Source organism: Xanthomonas sp. NCPPB 3200 (genome assembly GCF_056393585.1).
Genome location: NZ_CM150785.1, coordinates 3,515,574 through 3,536,373, shown reverse-complemented (window position 1 = coordinate 3,536,373; position 20,800 = coordinate 3,515,574). Strand labels below are relative to the sequence as shown.

Sequence of the window (20,800 nt, the reverse complement as noted above, 5' to 3'; positions counted from 1 at the left end):
TCGAACCCGCCGGTCAGAACCGGTAGGTGACCCGCCCGTACCAGTAGCGGCCGTTGAAGCCGAACGGCGACAGCGACGAATACTGCAGGCCGCCGGCGCGGTCGTCGTAGGCGGTGGTCAGCTGCGCCTTGGTCGGATACTGGTTGGTGAGGTTGTCCGCGCCCACGGTGAAGGTGAACGCGTTCCAAGTCTGGCTGGCGGCCAGGTTCAACAGCCAGCGCGCGTCGTAGGTCTGGTCCTGGCTGCCATCGGCCGGGTCGCTGATGCGCTTGATCGATCCGTAGCGGGTGGCGTTGAAGTTCAGCGCAAAACCGCCCAGCGTCCAGTCCGCCGCCGCCATGTACTTGGTGCGCGGGGTGGCGTCGGTGAGCAGGCCCTGGCTGGCGCGCCCGAAGTTGGGGTTGGACAGTTCCAGGATCGTGGTCTTGTTGTAGTTGGCGCTGGCACTGAGATTGAGCTTGCCGTAGCTGCCCAGGTCGGCGAGATAGCTGTTGATCCAGTCCACGCCACGGGTGCGGCTGGTGGCGCCGTTGACGAAGAACTGCACCGCGGCGACCTGACCGATCGGCTGCGCCAGCTGCAGCTGGTCCGAATACAGGATCTGGTCCCAGATGCGGATCTGGTAGACGTCCAGGCTGGAAGTGAAGCTGGCGGTCGGCTGCCACACGGCGCCCAGGCCGTAGTTGGTGGATTTCTCCGGGCTCAGCGGGCCTGCGCCCAGCGCCACCGCGACCGGGTCGGAGGTGCGGTAGGTACCGACCTGCACCAACTCGCCGTTCTGGATCAGCGTCACCACCGAGGCGTAGTTCTGCTGGGCCAGCGACGGTGCGCGGAAGCCGTTGGAGATGGTGCCGCGCAGCGAGAAGGTGTCGCTGAAGGCGTAGCGCGCCGACAGCTTGCCCGAACGCGTGGAGCCGGCATCGCTGTAGTTTTCGTAGCGCCCGGCGATGCCGCCGGACAGCTTGTCGGTGATGTCCGCTTCCAGGTTGGCGTAGACCGCATTGCTGTGGCGTCCGAACTTGCCGGCCACCGTTGGCTCCAGGCCGGAGAACACCTGAGCGCCGCCCGGATACGGCGCGCCGTCGTCGGGATTGATGGTATTGGGATCGAAGAAGTACGACTCCGGCGAGCCGGCGGTGATCTGGTAGCGGTCCTGGCGATGCTCGGCACCGAAGGCCACGTTGACCGGATACGCCAGGCCCCAGTCGAAGGACTTGTTGATGTCCAGGTTGATCGTGCCCTGTTCGGTTTCGAAGCCACCGGAATTGAAATTGGTCGGCGAGCTGCCGGTGGTGTAGTACAGGTTGGTGTTGATGCTGTTGAGGATGTTGAAGGTCATGTCGTTCTTGCCGTAGGTGGCCGACACGTCCCAGTTCCATTCGCTCTCGGTGCTGCCCTTCAAACCCAGCACGGCCGAGCGGTCGTTGGTGGGGTTGTAGATCTGCGGCAGGAAGCCATTCGGGTAGATCGCCTGCACATTGCGCGCGGTGTTGTCGGCGGCGCGGTAATAGCCGTTGGAGGTGACCTCGCGACGGCTCATGCTGAGGTGGCCGTACAGTTCCAGGTTCGGCGAGAACGCGTAGCCGAATGCGGCCAGCCCCTGGTAGAACGTGGAGGCCGGGTCGCCGTGGCGCTGGTAGGGGACACCGCCCGGATTGGGCGTGCCCGGCACGGTGGTGGCGCGGTTGGTGTTCTCGCCGCGGTTGGTGCTCATGGTGTTCTGGTAGTTCCAGGACAGCCGCACCCAGCCCGGCGCGGTGTCGCCGCCGCTGCTGCCGAACGGCAGGCCGACCGAGCCGTCGATGCCGTTCTGCTCGCCATCACCCTTGTCCATGATGCCGCCATTGATCGACAAGCTGTTGCTGCCGGCATCGGCGCCATGCTTGAGCACGATATTGACCACGCCGGCGATCGCATCGGAGCCGTACTGGGCCGAAGCGCCGTCACGCAGCACTTCGATGCGCGCGATGGCCGACATCGGCAGCGAGTTCAGGTCGGCCGGCGCCGAGCCACGGCCGACGTACGGGTTGTAGTTGATCAGCGAGGAGGTGTGATAGCGCTTGCCGTCCACCAGCACCAGCACCGCATCCGGCGACAGGCCGCGCAGCGTGGCCGGGCGCGCGGCGTCGTTGCCGTCGGAGATCGCCGGGCGCGGGAAATTCAGCGATGGCAGCAGCTTGCCCAGCGCGGTGGCGATGTCGGTGGCGCCGGTGGCCTGCAGCGACTGCTCGGTGATGATGTCGATCGGCGATTCGGATTCGGCCACCGTGCGGTCGCTGACGCGGGTACCGGTGACGATCAGGGTGTCCAGGGTTTTCTGCGGCTGGGCAGGCTGCGATTGCGCACTGGCAGCGAACGTACAGACGGTGAGTGCGACCGAGATCGCAAGCGAGAGTGCGTTGGAGGTGTGCATGGGAATGGAGACTCAAAGGGGATGGTGGACGCAGCAATGCGCTGCGCGTATTGCCGGGGGAAGACGACGGCGGACTGCGCGATCCGTGTTACCTGCGCGCAGCGCGTGTGCGCTGGCAAGGCGACGTGCACAGCAAGACAGCAGACTGCGACGCAGCGTCTGCTGCGTGGCGCATCCTTGCGAAAGAAGGGGGGAACTCGCCCTTTCGCGACAATCGGAAAGGGCGAGCGATGCTGCGGGCGTGCTGCCTCGTCTCAGCGAGGCGGGACGAGGCGATCGACATGCCGGTCGCTGCCGACCGGCACGCGGCGATTTACCACTTGTAGCTCACGTTGGCGTACACCAGCGCACCGTTGAAACCGAACGGCGAGGCGCTGCTGTACGGCAGGTAGGTGCGCGTGCCCAGGCCGGCTTCCTGGCGGTCGGGATACTCGTTGAGCACGTTGTCGCCGCCGATGGTGAAGTTCCAGTCGTTCAACTTGTAGGACGCGGCCAGGTCCAGCGTCCATTTGGCCGCATAGGTCTGGTCGCTGCCGGCGTTGGTGCCGAAGGTGCTGAACTCGCCCCAGCGCGTGGCGGTGCCGGTGAACGACCAGTTGCCCGGCGACCAGGTGCCGCCCAGGAAGAACTTGTCGCGCGGCGTGCCTTCGGTGATGCGACCGAGTTCGGCGCGGCCGATGCGCACCGCACCCGGATCGATCGCTTCCAGCGCTGCCGGGTTGTCGGCGACCCGTTCCACTTCGGTCTTGTTGTAGTTGTAGCCGGAGGTCAGCTCCGCGCTGCCGCCGTCCAGGTTCCAGCGATAGGTGCCGACCGCATCCACGCCCTGGGTCTTGGTGTCCACGGCGTTGGTGAAGTAGCGCCCGCCACCGATGCCCGGGAAGCCATTGGCCTGCAGATAATTGCGCGCCGCATTGGAGGTGAGGTTTTCCGACAGCACGATGCGGTCATCGATATCGATGCGGTAGGCATCGACCGTGATGTACAGGTTTTCGATCGGCTGCAGCACCACGCCAAGGCCGTAGTTCTTGGATTCCTCGGCCTTCAACGGCTCGGCGCCGAGTGCGATCGCGGCCGGGTTGTCGGTACGGAAGGTGCCGATCTCAAACGGGATCGCAGTGACCGTGCCATTGGGCTGGGCCACGTTGAGGAACTGCGTGGCGATCGACTGGAAGTTCTGCTGCTGCAACGACGGCGCACGGAACCCGGTGGAGGCGGTGGCGCGGACGGCCACCTTGTCGGTGAACGCGTAACGCAACGACAGCTTGCCGGTGGCGGTATCGCCGAAATCGCTGTACTTCTCGTAGCGCCCGGCCAGGCCGGCCGAAAGCTTTTCGGTCAGATCCGCTTCCAGGTCGACGTACGCCGAATGGCTGTTGCGGTTGTAGTAGCCGGCGTCGGAGAGTTTGAAGCCGGGAAACACCTGTGCGCCCGGGATCAGTGTGCCTGCCGCAGAGGGAATGCCGCCATTGGCCGAGGATGCCGCATCGCCGGGCGACTGGTTGAACTTCTCGCCGCGCCATTCCGCACCGAAGGCCAGCGTGACCGGATACGCCAGGCCCCAGTCGAGCGTCTTGGTGAAGTCGGCATTGAGCACGTTCTGGGTCACTTCCAGCGTACCGGCATGGAAGTCGGTCGGGCTGGCCAGGCCCAGGCTGTTGTTCAAGCTGTTGCGCACATCGAAGGTGAGATTGTTCTGGCCGTAGTTGTAGCTCAGATCGATGTTCAAGCCGCCTTCGGTGGAGGTCTTCAAGCCGCCCACCCACGACACGTCCTTGCTGACGTTGTAGATCTGCGGCAGGAAGCCGTCCGGATAGATTTCCGGGCGGTTGCGGTTGTCGCCGGCAAAGCGGAAATAGCCGTTGGACAGCACTTCGCGGCGGCTGACCATGCCGAACGAGTAGAAGGTCAGGTAATCGGTGGGGCTGTATTCGCCGTTGAAGGAGATCGCGCCCTGGTCGATGTCCGGATCGCCGTAACGCTGCTCCACGCGGCCCTGGAATGGCAGTGCGCGGTTGGTCTGATCCGAATGCCCGGCCTGTGCGGCCAGATGCACCTTGCCGGTGCCGGCAAAGCTGAAACCGGCATCGCCGGACAGCTGATACTGCTCGCCATCGCCGGCGCTGTACTTGCCGTAGCGGCCATTGACGCTGCCGCCTTCGCCGCTGACCTTGAGCACGATGTTGATCACGCCGGCAATCGCATCCGAACCGTATTGCGCCGATGCACCGTCACGCAGCACTTCGATGCGCTCCACTGCGGCGATCGGAATGGTGTTGAGATCGGCCGGCGACGAACCACGGCCCTGGGTGTCGTTGAGATTGATCAACGCGGTGCTGTGATAGCGCTTGCCGTTGACCAGCACCAGTACCTGGTCAGGCGACAGGCCGCGCAGCTGCGCCGGGCGCACTGCGTCCGAGCCGTCGGAGATGGCCGGGCGGGGGAAATTCAATGAGGGGATCGCGCGTGACAGCGCGGTAGCCAGCTCGGTGGTACCGGTCGATTCCAGTGCCTGTGGCGAGATGATGTCGATCGGCGATGCCGATTCGGCCACGGTGCGATCGGCCACGCGCGTGCCGGTCACGATCAAGGTATCGAGCGTTTTCTGGGTGGGAGCCTGTGACTGCGCGGACGCGTTTGAAGCGGAAAACGACAGTGCAAGAACAACGGCAACTGCGAGTGGACTGGTCTTGCAATTCATGCGGTGACAACTCCGAGTGGGGAACGGATGCATCGCAGGGGGCCCCCTCCCGGGCCGCGTCCGTTGCGGCAGCTGCGGTGCGTTCCCAACCATTAACCACGTGTAACCGCATGTCAAATTTTGGTTACGTTGCGCAAGTAACTGTCATGTATGACGTGCTACTGCCATCGTTGTCATTGTGCACCAAAGTGATGCGCGGTTTGCACCAGACCTGCGGTACCAGCTGCTTGCCTGCACCATCATGGACATCGATACCAGATATGAAACTTCTGCATCAGAACGTGATTTGCACCGCATCGGCACTGCGTTGCGCAGGACCATGGAACACCGCTTCGATGTTGTTGCCATCCGGGTCGAGCACGAACGCGGCGTAGTAGCTCGGGTGATACGGGCGCACGCCCGGCGCGCCGTTGTCGCGACCGCCGTGGGCGAGGGCGGCCTGATGGAATGCGTGCACCATGGCCACGTCGTGCGCCTGGAAGGCTAGATGGTGGCGGCCGGTGAGTTCGCCTTGCGCCATCGTGTCGCGATCGGACACGAACAGCTCGTCGGCCCAGAAGAATCCCTCGCCTTCGCCACCGATCGGAATGCCCAGCACATCGAGCACCGCCTGGTAGAAACGTCGGCTCGCCGCCAGGTCGTGGACGACCAGATGCAGGTGATCGATCAGGCGGCCACGTGAGAGCTGCGCTGCGTCCATGGTGGGTGCTCCGGCAGGGTGGAAGCGGTGTTGATACCACCGCAGCCGCCGGCAGCTCTTCACGGCGCATCGATGCCCGCGCCTGGATGCCTGCATCAAAACGCCGCACGGACAACGGGCAAAAAAAACGCACACGCCCCGGGCAGGCCGGGGCGTGTGGTCAGGCGTCAGGATGCGGCCGTGCCGCGCGCGTCAGCAACCGACACGTGGCAACACCGCAGCAGTGTGGATCGCTGTCTTGATTACCAGCGATAGTTGATGCGACCGTACACGTAGGCACCGTTGAAGCCGAACGGCGACAGATTGCTGTACGGGAACTGCCCGCTGGTGGAGTTGGCGAAGTTGTTCTCGTCCGGGTACTCGTCCAGCAGGTTGTCCGCACCCAGGGTCAGTGTCCAGCGATCGATCTTGTAGCTGGCCGAGGCATCCACCACCCACTTGGCACCGAAGGTCTGGTCGTTGATCGCCGCGGCCGGACGCGTGCTGTACTTGCCATAGCGCGTGGCACCCAATGCCAGCGTCCAGTGCTCCAGGTTCCAGCTACCGTTGACCAGGAACTTGTCGCGCGGGAAGCCTTCCTCGATGCGACCGCGTTCGGTGCGGTCGATGCGCTCCAGGCTCAGCCCGTTGGCCGACAACGCGGCCGGATTGGCGGCGACGCTGCGCACTTCGGTTTCCGAATAGTTGTAGCCGGCGGTCAGGTCCACGCTGCTGGCGGCGAGCTGCCAGCGGTAGCTGCCGACCACGTCCACGCCGCGCGTACGCGTGTCCACCGCATTGGTGAAGTAGCGCCCGCCGTTGATGCCGAAGATGCCCTGCGCTTCGAGCAGGTTGCGCACGCCGGTGCCGGTAAGGTTGGACGACAGCACGATGCGGTCGTCCACATCGATCTGGTACGCATCCACGGTGAGGTAGAGCGCGTCGGTCGGCTGCAGCACCAGGCCCAGGCTGTAGGACAGCGAGGTCTCGGCATCCAGCGGCTCTGCACCCAGCGCGCGCGCCACGTTGCTGTCGGCCGGGAAGGTGCGGATCTCGAACGGGTTCGGATTGCCGGCCAGGAAGGTGGTGCTGGTGGACTGGAAATACTGCTGCGCCAGCGATGGCGCGCGGAAGCCCGACGCCACCGTGCCGCGCAGCGCGATCTTGTCGGTGAACGCATAGCGCCCGGACAACTTGCCCGATGCCTGGCTGCCGAAGTCGTTGAAGTCTTCGTAGCGCCCGGCCAGGCCGGCGGAGAACTTGTCGGTGAAATCGGCTTCCAGGTCCGCATACAGCGCGTAGCTGTCACGCGAGTACCGCCCGGACACGCTGGGCGCGAATCCGCCAAAGCCCTGCGCGCCACCGGCCAGTGTGCCGGCCTGGAAATACGAGCCCACTTCGCCCGGCGACTGGTTCCACTTCTCGTTGCGGTATTCGGCACCGAAGGCCACCGTCACCGGGTACGCCAGGCCCCAGTCGAAGCCGCGCTTGACGTCCAGGTTGACGATGTTCTGCGTGGTCTCCAGCGCGCCATCGTAGAAGGAGGTCGGCGAGCTCGGCCCCAGGCTCACGTTGAGGGTGTTGCGGGTGTGGAAATCGATCTTGTTGTAGCCGTAGTTGTAGCTGGCATCCCAGTCCCAGCCACTGGCGGTGGAACCGCGCACGCCGGCCACCAGCGAGCGGTCCTTGGCGTAGGTCTGGATTTCCGGCAGGAAGCCCTGCGGATACACCGACAGGATGTTCTGGCTGCTGCCCGGCGCGCGGAAGAACGCGAACGAGGTGATGTCGCGGTTGCTGGCGGTGGCGAAGGCGTAGCCGGTGATGCTGTCGCTGAAGGCGAACTCGGTATTGGCCGACACCGCCTGAGCATTCATGTCCGGGTCGCCGATCTTGAACGCCTTCTGGCCCACGGCCGGCTGCGAGGCGCTGGGTGCGCCGGCATAGCCGCGCGCGCGGTCGGTGGGGTCCTGCTGGTTGAGCTGGGCGGCCACGTGCAGCCAGCCGCGCTCGTTGCCGTAGGCCACGCCGGTGTCGCCGGACAGCTCGTAGTTGCTGCCGTCGCCGGCCGAATACTGGCCGAAGCCGGCCTGCAGGCTGCCGCTCTTCTCCGCGCCCTTGAGCACGATGTTGACCACGCCGGCGATGGCATCGGAGCCGTACTGCGCCGAGGCACCGTCGCGCAGCACTTCCACGCGCGCGATCGCGCCCACCGGAATGGTGTTCAGGTCCACTGCCGCGGCGCCACGGCCGATGGTGCCGTTGAGGTTGAGCAGCGAGGAGGTGTGGCGACGCTTGCCGTTGACCAGCACCAGCACCTGGTCCGGCGACAGGCCGCGCAGCTGCGCGGGGCGGATCGCGCTGGTGCCGTCGCTCAGGGCCGGGCGCGGGAAGTTCAGCGACGGCAGCGCGCGGGCCAGCGCGGTGGCCAGCTCCGAGGTGCCGGTGGCCTGCAGCGACTCGGCGCTGATGATGTCGATCGGCGACTGCGACTCGGCCACGGTACGGTCGGAGACGCGGGTGCCGGTGACGATGACGGTATCGAGCGTATTGGCGGGCGCGCTGGCCGGGGTGGCGGTCTGGGCGAAGGCGGGGGAGGCGAGCAGCGCCGCAACGACGGCGGTTGCGAGCGTGGACAACGGGTAATTCATGACAACTCCGAACGGGGGTCCAGGCAGGACCAGCAAGGCTGGGCGGGGTCTGGTCGCGGCGATGCGAAGGGAACGACGGCCAGCCCGAAGGCGCTAATTATTCGTTAACGCTAGAATGGCGTCGCAGGAGTGCTGCTCATCTGCTCATTCCTTTTCGTTCTATCGGACTGTCCATCAATGATTTCCCTGCGCAACTTCTCCATGCGACGCGGCGAGCGTCTGCTGTTGTCCAACGTCGACCTGACCATGCACGCCGGCTACCGCGTCGGTGTGGTGGGCCGCAATGGCACCGGCAAGTCGAGCCTGTTCGCCGCGGTCAAGGGCGAACTGGAAGCGGACAAGGGCGATGTCGACCTGCCCGGCAAGGTGCGCACCGCCAGCGTCTCGCAGGAAACCCCGTCGCTGCCCGATCCGGCGCTGTCGTTCGTGCTCGGCGGCGACATCGAGGTCTCGGCGATCCTGCAGGAAGAGGCCGCAGCCACTGCGCGTGAGGACTGGGAAGCGGTCGCCAATGCGCACCAGAAGATGGCCGAGCTGGGCGCCTACGACGCCGAGGCGCGTGCCGGCAAGTTGCTGCACGGCCTGGGCTTCCCGGCCGACACCCATCACCGCGCGGTGTCCTCGTTCTCCGGCGGCTGGCGGGTGCGCCTGAACCTGGCGCGCGCGCTGATGATGCCCAGCGACCTGCTGCTGCTGGACGAACCGACCAACCACCTGGACATGGATGCGGTGCTGTGGCTGGAGCAATGGCTGCTCAAGTACCCGGGCACCTTGCTGCTGATTTCGCATGACCGCGAGTTCCTCGACAACGTGGCCACGCATACGCTGCATCTGCACGGCGGCACCGCCAAGCTGTACGTCGGCGGCTATACCGATTTCGAGCGCCAGCGCATCGAGCACCTGCGTCAGCAGCAGATCGCCCACGACAAGGAACAGGCCGAGCGTGCGCATCTGCAGAGCTTCATCGACCGCTTCAAGGCGCAGGCCAGCAAGGCCACCCAGGCACAGAGCCGCATGAAGCGCCTGGCCAAGATGGCCGGCACCGAGGCGGTACGCGCCGAGCGCGAATTCCGCATCCAGTTCGCCCAGCCCAATCGGTTGCCGTTTTCGTTGATCCGGCTGAATCACGCTGCGTGCGGGTATGCGGCTGCGCCGCGGGAATCGGGAATCGGGAATGGGGAATCGCAAAAGCTGGGGTCCAGCGATGCGATTACCGTGTTGCACGATGTCGGATTCGGATTGGAGGCGGGTGACCGGATCGGGTTGCTGGGGCCGAATGGTGCGGGTAAGTCAACGCTGGTCAAGACGCTGGTGGGCGAGCTGCAGCCGCTGTCGGGCGAGCGCAGTGCGCATCCGGATCTGCGGATCGGCTACTTCGCCCAGCACACGGTGGAATCGCTGCACGAGGGCCAGTCGCCGATGGATCACTTCCGCGAGCTGTCGCCGGATGGCGCCAATCAGGCGTTCCGCGATTTCCTGGGGAAATGGAACTTCGCCGGCGACCGCGCCTTCGAAGTGGTGGACGGGTTTTCCGGCGGCGAGCGCGCGCGTCTGGCGCTGGCGCTGATCGCCTGGCAGCAGCCGAACGTGCTGCTGCTGGACGAACCGACCAACCATCTGGACCTGGAGATGCGCGAGGCCCTGGCCGAAGCGCTGAGCGACTTCGAGGGCGCCATCGTGATGGTCTCGCATGACCGCCATCTGATCGGCCTGGTCTGCGACAGTTTCTGGCGCGTGGCCGATGGCGTGGTCGAGCCGTTCGCTGGCGATCTGGACGAATACGCCGCCTGGCTGCGCAGCCGCCCGGCCGCGCAGGGCACCAAGCAGAAGATGGCCGAAGTGGCGCCGACTCCGCCGCCGCCGACCAAGCCGCTGCCGCCGAAAAAGGCCGTCAACCCGCACAAGCTGGCCAGCGCGGAAAAGCGCGTCGGCGAACTGGAAGCGGCGCTGGCGGCACTGGACCGCGAACTGGCCAACCCCGGCAACTATGCCGACACCGACAAAATGGCGGTGCTGGGCCGCGACCGCGAGGCGACGGCGCAGCAGCTGGCCACAGCCGAAGCGGCGTGGATGGAGTTGATCGAAGGCGCGTAACGCGCAGGCGTTACGATGCGCGTGGGGCCAAGCACAGGGAGGTAGGCAACATGATCAGCGCCACCATCAGTCTGGAAGACCATCTGGCCGCGCAGCGCCTGCATGCGCGACAGACGGCCAAGCTGTTGATCGTGATCCTGGTGGTCCTGCTGTTGATCGGGGCGGGGTTGCTGCAACTGATCGGGGCCGGCGAAATCATCGGCCCGATGCTGATCGGTGCCGGAGGCGGCGGCTTGATCGGCCTGGTGGTGTTGCACGTCTGGGGCTTGCCGCGGAAGATCAAACGCCTGCACGCGCAGCAGGCCGCGCTGCGGCATACCTACACCTTTGCGTGGGACGAGACCGGGCTGGAGATCACCTGGGCAGACGGGCGACTGCGCCGGCCCTGGTCCGATTACATCCGCTACCGCGAGAACGAGCGGGTGCTGCTGCTGTATCACAACGACCGCTTGTTCGAGCTGTTCGCCCCGCACTGGTTCGCCGACAGGGCGCACTACGAGGCGTTTCGCCGCGTGGCGGTGCAGGGGATCGCGGCATCCGCGCGCCGCTGAGCGCAGCGGCGGGCTCGCTCAACCGGAGCGCTGTTGCTCCGTTGTCAGCCAGTCGCGCAATCGTGCATCGGCATCGCCTTCCGGGCGCGAGCGCAGCCGGGTGAGCCAATAGCGTCCGGCGTCGATCTGGATCGGGAACGGGCAGACCAGGCGCCCGGCATCCAGATCCTGGCGAAACATCGGCAACGGCAACAATGCCACGCCGGCACCGGCGGCCGCCGCGCTGGCCAGCGTCAACGACGAATCGAACATCGCCCCGCGTGCGGCGACTTCGGCCACGCCCGCCGCGCGAAACCACTGCGGCCATTCGTCCAGACGGTACGAGCGCAATAACGGCAGCTGGGCCAGATCGGCCGGTGTGCGCAGGCCCCGCGCCATGCTGGGCGCGCACACCGGCGCAAACGGCGCCTCCATCAGCGCATGGGCGATCTGGCCCTGCCAGTCGCCGTCGCCAAAACGGATCGCCAGATCCAGCCCTTCGCCAGCCAGATCGACCCGGTTGTTGTGGGTGGAAAGGCGCAATTCGATCTCCGGATGCGCGGCATGAAACGCTGGCAATCGCGGCAGCAGCCAGCCGGTGGCGAAGGTGCCGACCACGCCGACGCTGAGCACCTCGCGATAGCGCCCGTCGGCAAAGCGCTCCAGGGTCGCCGCGATGCGGTCGAAGGCCTCGCCGAGCACCGGTGCCAGCGCCGCGCCCTCGTCGGTGAGCGCCACGCCGCGTGGCAGGCGGTGGAACAGGCTGCTGCCCAGTTGCTGTTCCAGCGCCTTGATCTGGTGGCTGAGCGCGGCCTGGCTGACGCACAGCTCGCTCGCGGCGCGGGTCAGGTTCTGGTGGCGCGCGGCGGCCTCGAAGGCGCGCAGGGCATTGAGCGGAAGACGGGGCCGGGGCATGCACAGAGATTAGTTCAATTCATGCCAGGGATCGAAACATCGCAATAGTCCGGTGGCCGGCATGCGCCGATACTGCGGGCTCTCACCGGGAGGCTGCTGCATGTTGAACCGTCGACAATTCTTGTACGCAACCGGCGCGGGCGTGCTGCTTGCGGCCTCCAGACCTGCAGGGGCACTCACCCCGGCGATGACGGCGGACGATGTGCTGCGGGCGCAGTGGGCGGAGATCGAACGCCGCACCGGCGGCCGCCTGGGCATCAGCCTGCTCGACAGCGCCACCGGCAAGCGCCTCGGCCAGCGCGAGGACGAGCGCTTTCCGATGTGCAGCACCTTCAAATTTGTATTGGCTGCGGCAGTCTTGCAGCGGGTGGACCAGGGCAAGCTGACGCTGGTGCAACGGGTCAAGATCCGCGCCTCCGACATGCTCGAGCACGCCCCGGTCACCGAGCGCCATGTCGGCGGGTCGCTGAGCGTGGCCGAGCTCTGCCGGGCCACGATGATCTACAGCGACAACCCGGCCGCCAACCTGCTGTTTCCGCTGGTCGGCAACCCGGCCGGCCTGACCGCGTTCCTGCGCGGCATCGGCGATGCGCACACCCGCAGCGACCGCCGCGAGCCGGAGATGAACCGGTTTGCCCCGGGCGACCCGCGCGACACCACCACGCCAGCGGCAATGGCCGCCACCTTGCGCACCCTGCTGCTCGGCAACGCGCTGCAACCGGCCTCGCGCAAGCAGCTGACCGACTGGATGATCGACAACCGCACCGGCGATACCTGCCTGCGCGCCGGCCTGCCGCGCGGCTGGAAGATCGGCGACAAGACCGGCAGCAACGGCAGCGACACCCGCAACGACATCGCCATCATCTGGCCACCGGCAGGCAAGGCACCATTGCTGCTCACCGCGTACTTGAATGGCGCCAGCGTCGACAGCGATGCGCGCGATGCGGCGTTGAAGGCGGTGGCGGCCGCGGTGCGCGACAGCATGGTGGGGTGAGCGCAACGACCCGCTGCCTCCCGCGTTATGTCGCGTGTGAGTGGGAACGATTGGCATGCTGGATGCGGCCGACGCGCACTGAGCGGCACCGTGCGCAAGCATGCTGAGCACGCAGCAGCCTGCGTTCTCACCGCAGGCCCGGCTGCAAGGCTCAGCCGGGTGCGCCGAACGGCAAAGGCAGATCTTGCTGCAGCCGTGCTGGCCCGCCCATGGCTGGATCGCTGACGCTGTCGGTGCCGGTTTCGATACGTCCGGCCAGACGCTGGGCTGCGCCGTCGTGGTGTACCCACAGGTCGTACCAGCCGCCAGTTGCCGCCGCCTTCCAACGGCGCTGCTCGGTGGTGCCGGGTGCAACGCTCAGGCGTTCATGCGGCTGCGCGGCTGAATATGCGGCCGGTTGCAGCTCCACCTGCACGACAGTGCTGCCGGCATTGCGCAGCGATAACGACACGGCCGCGGGATCGTTCGCGTCCTGGGTGATCTCGGTCACCAGCAACGGTGCACTCAGATCGCCACGGTAGTGACGATGGAATCCGTTGGGGCCGAGCAACCACAGATCGTAACGGCCATCGTCGGTGGTCCACGTGGCATCCACTGCTGCGCCGCTCCCTACGGTGTAACGGCGCGGAATCGCCGCAAGATCGAAGCGGTCGTAGACATGCAGGACCACCGCAGCACCCGCGTTGGACATGCGCAGCTTCACCTGGCCACGCTCGGGCAACAGGGCCAGTTCCACGCCTGGGCGATACGGAAGCGCCCGCGAACGGCGTGTACCGAAGGGCTGCTGCGGCGGTTGCAACGCGGCAGGCAACGGTGGCAGTGCGTGTTCGCGCAGGGCTGCTGCGCGCGCTGCGGTTGCGCTGACATCGGGCAGCGCCGCGGCGAACGGGCGCGCATCGGCCGTGCGGAAATCGAACGCATTGACCAGGTCGCCACAGACTGCGCGCCGCCACGGCGTGATCTCCGGTGCGGGCACGCCGAAGCGGCGTTCCAGCAGCCGCAATATCGACGTGTGGTCGTACACCTGCGAATCCACCCAGCCGCCGCGGCTCCACGGCGAGATCACGTACAGCGGCACACGCGGACCCAGGCCATAGGGGCGGCCGCGCAGCTCGGGCAGATCCACCTTCTGTTCGCCCGGTGCCGGGTGGCGGTGGTAATCGTCGTCGGTGGCAATGCTGGATGCGCCCGCAAAGCCGCCGGCCGCGCGTGGGTCCGGCGACGGCGGCGCCGGCGGCGGCATGTGATCGAAAAAGCCGTCGTTCTCGTCGAACATCAACAGCAGTGCGGTGCGGCTCCACACCTGCGGGTCGGCGGTGAGCGCATCCAGCACGCGTGCAGTGTAGGCCGCGCCTTGCGCTGGGCTGGAGGGATCAGGGTGTTCGCTGCCGGCCGCATCGGCAATGATGAAACTCACCGATGGCAGTTGCCCGCCCAGCACATCGGCGCGCAGCTGCTCGACACCGCGCGTGCTAACACCACGCGCACGCAGTTGCGCATCGTGCCCGGGCGCAGCAGCGAAGGCCTGTCGGAACGGCGCAAAGCCCGCCAGCGGGTTGTCGGTGAAGTTGTCGCGCATGTCCTGATAGATCTGCCAGGACACGCCGGCGCTCTGTAGCTGCTCGACGTAGGTCGTCCAGCGGTAGGGGTCGGCGAAACCGCCCAGCTCCGCAAAGTTGTCGTGCGAGTTGCCGATCACCGGGCCACCGGCGCGCGCCTGCGGATCGTTGCCGCCGCTCCACAGGAACACGCGATTGGAATTGGTACCGGTTTGGATCGAGGCGTGGTACGCATCGCAGATGGTGAAGGCGTCGGCGAGCGCGTACTGGAACGGAATATCCGCGCGCCGGTAATAGCCCAGCGCATGGTTGTGCTTGGCGGCGGCCCAGTGGCCGAGCCGGCCGTGATCCCAGGCGTGTTGCGCATCCACCCAACTATGCGGCGTGCCTTGCACGCGCATGAAGCCGAATTGCGCTGCCGTATCCAGCGCAAACGGCGTCAGCCATTGGCGGCCGTCTTCGCTGGGCTGCAGCCACACCGTGCGCGCGGGCGCGCCCGGTAACGGCGGTGCGGGAATCGGAAAACGATCGCCGAACCCGCGCACGCCGGGCAGGCTGCCGAAGTAATGATCGAAGGCGCGGTTTTCCTGCATCAGGATCACCACATGCTGCAGATCCTCCAGCGTGCCGGTGCGGCGGTCCGGCGCGATGGCGGCGGCCCGCGCGATGCTGGGCGGCAGCAGCGCGGCGGCGGCACTGGCAAGCCCGGTCTGCAGAACGCGGCGGCGGGGAAGGTCGATCATCGTGTCACCTGGTTGGCGTTCCCATCCTGTCTGCGTTGGAGCGGGCTGAGCTTAACCGACGCGTCAGCGGGTTTATTGTCTTGCGCTTGCAACACCGCCGATCCTCTCCGTTTACACCTGCGTGGCAGCCGATGCAGTGAGCGGATCGGGTGGCGTGTCTTCAGCCCGATCCGCTCCAGCACATCGCAAAGCCTGTCCCGCGCAGCTCGGCCATACGCCGCCGACGTTAGAGATCCAGCGTCAACGTCAGCCCGACCGTGCGTGGCGCGGCGATAAAGGCGCTGTCGCTGCCGTCCACGCCTTCCAGGTAGCGTTTGTCGGTGAGGTTGCTGACGTTGAGCGCCAGCTGCAGGCCCTTGAGCTGCGACGACAGCTGCGACAGCTCCACCCCGAGGTTGGCATCGAAGGTGGTCACGCCATCGAGTGCGGCGCGGTTGGAGGCATCCAGGTAGCGCTTGCCCAGATAGCGCCCGGACACACCGAAGCGCCACGCCTGGCCGCGCCAGTCCGCCGACATCACCAGGGTGTTGCGCGGTTGGCCGATCACCTGCGCGCCCGGGGTGATCTCCAGCGCGGTATCGCGTGCGGCGTCGCCGCTGCCCAGGTAATCGGCCTTGTTGTAGGTGTAGGCACCGTTGATGCGCCAGCCGTTGTCCCAGCCATAGCCCAGTGCTGCTTCCACGCCGCGCGCATGCACGCCGCCGAAGTTCTCGTACACGCCGTCGGTTTCGCCCAGGTAATCGATGCCGGTGACGAAGTTGGCCGGCACATAGACGATGCGGTTGTCGAAGCGGATGTCGTACAGGGTCACGCTGCCGGTCAGCGGCCAGCGGCTGAGGCGTAGGCCGAGTTCGACGTTGTCGGCGGTTTCCGGTTGCACGCGGCTCAGTGCGACCGGGTCGGTCTCGCCGAGCACGCCGGAGGGAATCGCGGCGAAGTTCTGCGAGTAGCCGGCAAAGGCTTCCAGGCCCTGCACCGGGGTGGTCCAGGTCAGGCCGGCCGACAGCAGCGGGTCCGAATGCGAATCCGATTCCACATGCTGCGCATCGCCGATGCGGCGGTCGCGGGTCTGGTCGACGAAGAACTGCTTGACGCCCACGCGCCAGGCGAAGGCGCCGTAGCGCATCACGTCCTCGACGTAATACATCTGCTCGTCGGTCTGGTAGTTGTCCTTGAACTGCACCCAGTACGGCTGATGATCGAAGCTGATGTTGGTGCCGACGTTGAGCAGGCGATGCCAGTCGCGGGTGACACTGCGGTCGTAGCGCTCCAGCCAGGCGCCGGCGCGCACGGTGTTGTCGATGGCGCCGAGTTCGGCGCGCCATTCCACATCGGCCATCGCGCCGGCGCGGTGGTTGTCGTAGTGGCTGTGCCGATACGACTGCACCGGCACCGAGCCGGCCGGATAGCAGGCCGGGTTGGATTCGGCCGGCACCGCATCGCTGCCGGCGCAACCGGCCAGCATGGTCGCGGCCGCGCCGCCGGGCGTGAGGTAGTACAGCTTGCCCAGGTCGCTGCCGGCGTACACGGTGTTGCCGCCAAGCGCTTCGGATTCCGGCGCGCCGGCGCCATCGTTGGTGACATCCACCAGATAAGGCGGAATCCAGTCGCCGCGGCCCTGCATGCGATGCGCATAGCCGGTCAGCGTGGTCTTGAAGCCGTTGCCGCCATCGAAGGCGCCGCGCAGATAACCAAAGGTATTCTTGCGCAGCGCACGCGAGCCGGAGCGGTAGTTCTGGTCCAGGTACGGAATGCCGGTGAGCGTGCCGGTCAACAGATCGTGCTCGGGGTCGCGCGCGAACTGCTCGGGCGTCACGCTGGTGTATTCGGATTCGTCGGCATCGTCGTAGGACGCGTAGCCGCTGAGGGTCCACTTGTCCAGGATGCTGACGAACTTGCCGGCCAGATGATCGCGGCTGGTGTGGCCGCTGCCGTCGATCCAATCGTCGTTGCGTGCCGACGAGCCGCTGACCCAGGCGCGCGTGTTGCCGCCGAGCAGGCCGGTGTCGTAGCGCGCGTAATACTTGCGCGCCTGGTTGTCGCCGATGCCGCCGATCACGCGCACGCGCTGCTCTTCCAGCGGCTCGCCGGTGAGATAGTTCAAGGTGCCGCCCAGCGCTTCGTTGGAGCGCGAGGCGATGTCGGCGGTGCCCTGGCTGACTTCCACCGTTTCCAGGTCCGGCATGTCGATGAAACGGTTGGCCTTGGAGCCGCCGCCATACGCCGAACCGCCGTTGGGCACACCATCGATGGTGGTGCCGATCTGCTGGGTATCGCGATTGCTGACAAAGCCGCGCATGCTGATCTGGGTGCCCCAATCCGACGAGCCGAAGGCATCGGCCTCGGTGACCACCACGCCGGGCAGTTCGTTGAGCGCATCGTTGACGCTGCCGAGCACGAACTGGCGGTCCAGCATTTCCTTGCTGACGTTGGTCTTGGAATACGTCATCGCCTGGCCGACCACCTGCACCTGATCCAGCGTGGACACCTGTTCGCCAGCGCTGCCCGGTTCGGCCGCAGCCGGGCCAGACGCTGCGCCATCGGGGACTTGTTGCGCATAAGCGGGCAGGGTGAGCGGAACCAGCAACAAGGCGAGCGTGGCCGAACGGCGCACGCGCGAGGAGGACGTCGAATCCATTGCAATCCAACAAGCGGGGAGGGTCCGCAAAGACTGCCGCGCTTGCATTGCGTGATGATGACCGCGCTAAAGGTGTGGCCGGGATCACCAGATGGACTTGGGAAGTCCTAACGTCGGGACGATGGCGATTCAGCACTTTTTCGATGTTTCTGGGCCGCGCTGTTGCAAGACACCCGGAGTTTCGTGTTGCAGCGTTGTCTCCACTTCAAGACAAGCGATTTCGAATCGTCGCGTTGTTGTAGATGCACTCAAGTGCTCAGGTCAAAAGCCTGGTAAGTCGAGTGCGCGGTGCCCTCACCACTTGCAGGACACGCCGTGAATCCGTCCATGGAGGCTCCTTGGCGGCATCCATGCCGCCAAGGGTCCCGCAACCGGTAAGGACACCGCACCAGACATTTGGTCGGTGGCCGCGTGAAAAGCCGCTTGTCGAAACGTGTGTCGGACATCGAGCCGGCGCATCAGGATCAAACGACGCGCACCACGCACCGCTCTGACTGCTCTTAACCATGCACACCGACCATCTCGACTGGTCCTTGTCCGTCCACCGTCGCGGGACCTTACGCGGCATGGATGCCGCGTAAGAGCCTACAAGGATGTACTTGCGGCGTGTCCCGCGAGGGTGGGGCGGGCAAGGGCCTTGCAGCCAGGCCGCAGATCAACCGCTTGACAACTGATCCATCCAAAAAGTCGTCCACCAGCTGCTTCGCCTTGCGGCGCCCCTCGCAATGGTGGGCGGGCAAAGGGGCCTCTGCAGCAACGCCGCATATCGCCTGATCAGCAGCGCAGCGACCGACGACAGCGAAACAGGTGTATCAGCCGCCCTTGGTGTGCGGCGCCGCTTCGGCCTGTTGTGTTTCCGGCATCAACTCCAGCGCCGATGGCGTGGTGCGCAACATCGGGCGGAAGGAGATCGGATGGGTGCGGCGGCGCGTGAAGCGCAGCAAGCGGGTCAGGGTAAATCCGGACAGCGCCAACAGCATCACCGCGAAATACACCGGCAGTGCCGCAGGCCCGAATTTCTGCATTGCGCCACCGGCCAGGGCCGGACCGATCGCCGCGCCCACGCCATGCACCAGCAGCAGGCTACTGCAGCCGGAGAGCAGATCTTCGCGCGGCAGGTAATCGAGCATGTGCGCCACCGCAAACGGATACAGCGAGAACGCCAACCCGCCGTAGACGAAGAACAGCACGAACAGCAGGTGGGTCTGTGCCTGCACCATCGGCACCGCGGCGGCGATCGCAATGCCGGCTGCCAGCACGCTGATCGTGACCAGGCCGATGCGCCGGTCATGGCCATCGCTGATGCGCCCGATCGGCCACTGCAACACCGCGCCGCCGACGATGGCGGTGAGCATGAACATCGCCACGCCATCGGCATCCAGCCCGATGCGGTTGGCGTACACCGGCAGCAAGCCCCAGAACGCCCCCATCGCCAGGCCCGACAGTCCCGCGCCGATGGTCGCCACCGGCGCCAACGCGTACAGCGTTTTCAGTCGCAGCCGCGAGACGTGCGGCACTTCGGGCGGAATCAGGCGCGTGGTCATCACCGGCATCACCGCCGCACAGATCAGGATTGCCGTCAGCGTGAACATCGCCGGTGCGCCCGCATCGCCTGCAGTGAGCAGGATCTGGCCCAGCGCCAACGCCGACAGGTTGATCGCCATGTATACCGAAAACACCCGGCTGCGCCGACGCGCGTCCGGCTCGGCGTTGAGCCAGCTTTCGATCACCGTGTACAGGCCGACCAGTGCCGCGCCGGTGACCAGGCGCAGCAGGCCCCAGCCCCAGGCGTTCAACCAGATCGGATGCAGCAACACGGCAATCGCCGCCAGCGCCGCGTAAAAGGCGAATGCGCGGATATGCCCGATACGCCGAATCAGCGGCGGTGCGAAAAAGGTGCCGAGAAAGAAGCCGGCGAAATACCCGGACATGATCAGGCCCAGCGCACGCGCATCGAAACCGGCCTGGCCACCGCGCACGGCAAGCAAGGTGCCGAGCAGCCCGCTGCCGGTCAGCAGCAGGGCAACGCCCAGCAATAAGGCAGTCAGCCGCAACATGGATGCGGTCCTCGTGGGGGGAGAGGCGCGTCAATCACGTGTTCGAGTGTAGCAGCCCGGGTCGTGCGGCTTGATCGAAACGACCTGGCTCAGTGGCTCTCGATAGCGGCCGGTGTGAGGTCAGGCCGATGCAAAGCGTGAGTTTGTGGCGTGCGGGATGGTCGCCTCATCTCTCTGCGCGGTTCGCGAGATCACGCCGATTTGATGACTGCTCGATGCGTAGGCTGCTACCTTCGATACGCGCGCGACACTCCGACCTCGTGTTTCTGCCGATTGGAACGGCGATGTCGAGCGAGCGCACCTGGCGCGCAAGCGCCACCCAGCCACCATCGATCGATGTCTCTCACCCGCAAGATGTTCGCGCGCGTGCAGGGTCGCAGACGGCCCACTGCACCTGCCCGCCCGCATCCGTCTAGAATCTGCGCCCCGCATCGTCTTCAGCTGATCCTGCCATGCCCATCTACGGTTTCCAGTGCACCACCTGCGGTCACGCCTTCGACCGCCTGCAGAAGATGGCCGACCCCGATCCGCAGACCTGTCCTGCCTGCGCGGCGGCCACGATCAAGCGCCAGATCACCGCGCCCTCGTTCCGTCTGTCCGGCAACGGCTGGTATGAGACCGACTTCAAGTCGGCGGGCGAGAAGAAGAAAAACCTCACCGAAAGCAGCAGCGCCGGCGGCGATGCCAAGCCGGCGGCCGCCGCCGAGAGCAAGCCTGCTGCCAAGCCCGCGGCCGACCCCGCCTGAGCCGGACCAGCGCGCCGCAGCCGCTGGCAGGGCGGACGTCCCAACCCCTGGGCCCAGTTGCGCGCGGCGTGCCTGTTCGCTGC

12 protein-coding genes are annotated in these 20,800 nt (G+C 66.2%); 4 read left to right on the top strand and 8 right to left on the bottom strand.

The annotated features are described in order from the left end of the window. Positions 1-13: 13 nt before the first annotated feature. The 4 genes from AC06DU_RS15350 to AC06DU_RS15335 form a co-directional block, all read right to left on the bottom strand. The gene (locus AC06DU_RS15350) at positions 14-2,413 is read right to left on the bottom strand and encodes a TonB-dependent receptor plug domain-containing protein (RefSeq protein ID WP_478202759.1); all 2,400 of its coding nucleotides are present in this window, start codon (positions 2,411-2,413) and stop codon (positions 14-16) included. A gap of 313 nt (positions 2,414-2,726) precedes the next feature. Next, positions 2,727-5,114 carry a TonB-dependent receptor plug domain-containing protein gene (locus AC06DU_RS15345; protein ID WP_478202758.1) on the bottom strand — a complete coding sequence of 796 codons (2,388 nt, stop codon included), beginning with the start codon at positions 5,112-5,114 and terminating at the stop codon, positions 2,727-2,729. A gap of 274 nt (positions 5,115-5,388) precedes the next feature. Then, complete coding sequence (locus tag AC06DU_RS15340) at positions 5,389-5,814, bottom strand: VOC family protein (protein ID WP_184229819.1); 426 nt, start codon at positions 5,812-5,814, stop codon at positions 5,389-5,391. A 242-nt stretch (positions 5,815-6,056) separates the two neighbouring features. Then, on the bottom strand, positions 6,057-8,441 hold the full coding sequence (locus AC06DU_RS15335) for a TonB-dependent receptor plug domain-containing protein (protein ID WP_478202757.1): 2,385 nt from the start codon (positions 8,439-8,441) through the stop codon (positions 6,057-6,059). A 177-nt stretch (positions 8,442-8,618) separates the two neighbouring features. Here AC06DU_RS15335 and AC06DU_RS15330 point away from each other — a divergent pair, with 177 nt between their 5' ends. Next, on the top strand, positions 8,619-10,535 hold the full coding sequence (locus tag AC06DU_RS15330) for an ABC-F family ATP-binding cassette domain-containing protein (protein ID WP_184608760.1): 1,917 nt from the start codon (positions 8,619-8,621) through the stop codon (positions 10,533-10,535). Positions 10,536-10,585: 50 nt separating this feature from the next. Beyond that, entirely contained in the window at positions 10,586-11,086 is a 501-nt protein-coding gene (locus AC06DU_RS15325; protein ID WP_046343867.1) for a YcxB family protein, read from the top strand. Positions 11,087-11,104: 18 nt separating this feature from the next. Here the strand turns inward: AC06DU_RS15325 and ampR are convergent, their stop codons facing one another. Further along, positions 11,105-11,980 carry a LysR family transcriptional regulator AmpR gene (gene ampR, locus AC06DU_RS15320; RefSeq protein ID WP_104576459.1) on the bottom strand — a complete coding sequence of 292 codons (876 nt, stop codon included), beginning with the start codon at positions 11,978-11,980 and terminating at the stop codon, positions 11,105-11,107. A 100-nt stretch (positions 11,981-12,080) separates the two neighbouring features. Between ampR and bla the strand changes: the two genes are divergently transcribed. Continuing rightward, complete coding sequence (gene bla / locus AC06DU_RS15315; RefSeq protein WP_478202756.1) at positions 12,081-12,974, top strand: class A beta-lactamase; 894 nt, start codon at positions 12,081-12,083, stop codon at positions 12,972-12,974. 151 nt (positions 12,975-13,125) lie between these two features. Here bla and AC06DU_RS15310 read toward each other — a convergent pair whose 3' ends face one another. The 3 genes from AC06DU_RS15310 to AC06DU_RS15300 form a co-directional block, all read right to left on the bottom strand. Continuing rightward, positions 13,126-15,276 carry a phosphocholine-specific phospholipase C gene (locus AC06DU_RS15310; RefSeq protein WP_478202755.1) on the bottom strand — a complete coding sequence of 717 codons (2,151 nt, stop codon included), beginning with the start codon at positions 15,274-15,276 and terminating at the stop codon, positions 13,126-13,128. Between the two features lie 226 nt (positions 15,277-15,502). Beyond that, the gene (locus tag AC06DU_RS15305; RefSeq protein ID WP_478202754.1) at positions 15,503-17,914 is read right to left on the bottom strand and encodes a TonB-dependent receptor domain-containing protein; all 2,412 of its coding nucleotides are present in this window, start codon (positions 17,912-17,914) and stop codon (positions 15,503-15,505) included. Between the two features lie 812 nt (positions 17,915-18,726). Further along, positions 18,727-19,971, bottom strand: a complete 1,245-nt coding sequence (locus tag AC06DU_RS15300; RefSeq protein WP_478202753.1) for an MFS transporter — start codon at positions 19,969-19,971, stop codon at positions 18,727-18,729. Positions 19,972-20,423: 452 nt separating this feature from the next. Between AC06DU_RS15300 and AC06DU_RS15295 the strand changes: the two genes are divergently transcribed. Continuing rightward, positions 20,424-20,717, top strand: coding sequence for an FmdB family zinc ribbon protein (locus AC06DU_RS15295; protein WP_478202752.1), 294 nt, complete (start codon positions 20,424-20,426; stop codon positions 20,715-20,717). Positions 20,718-20,800: the final 83 nt, after the last annotated feature.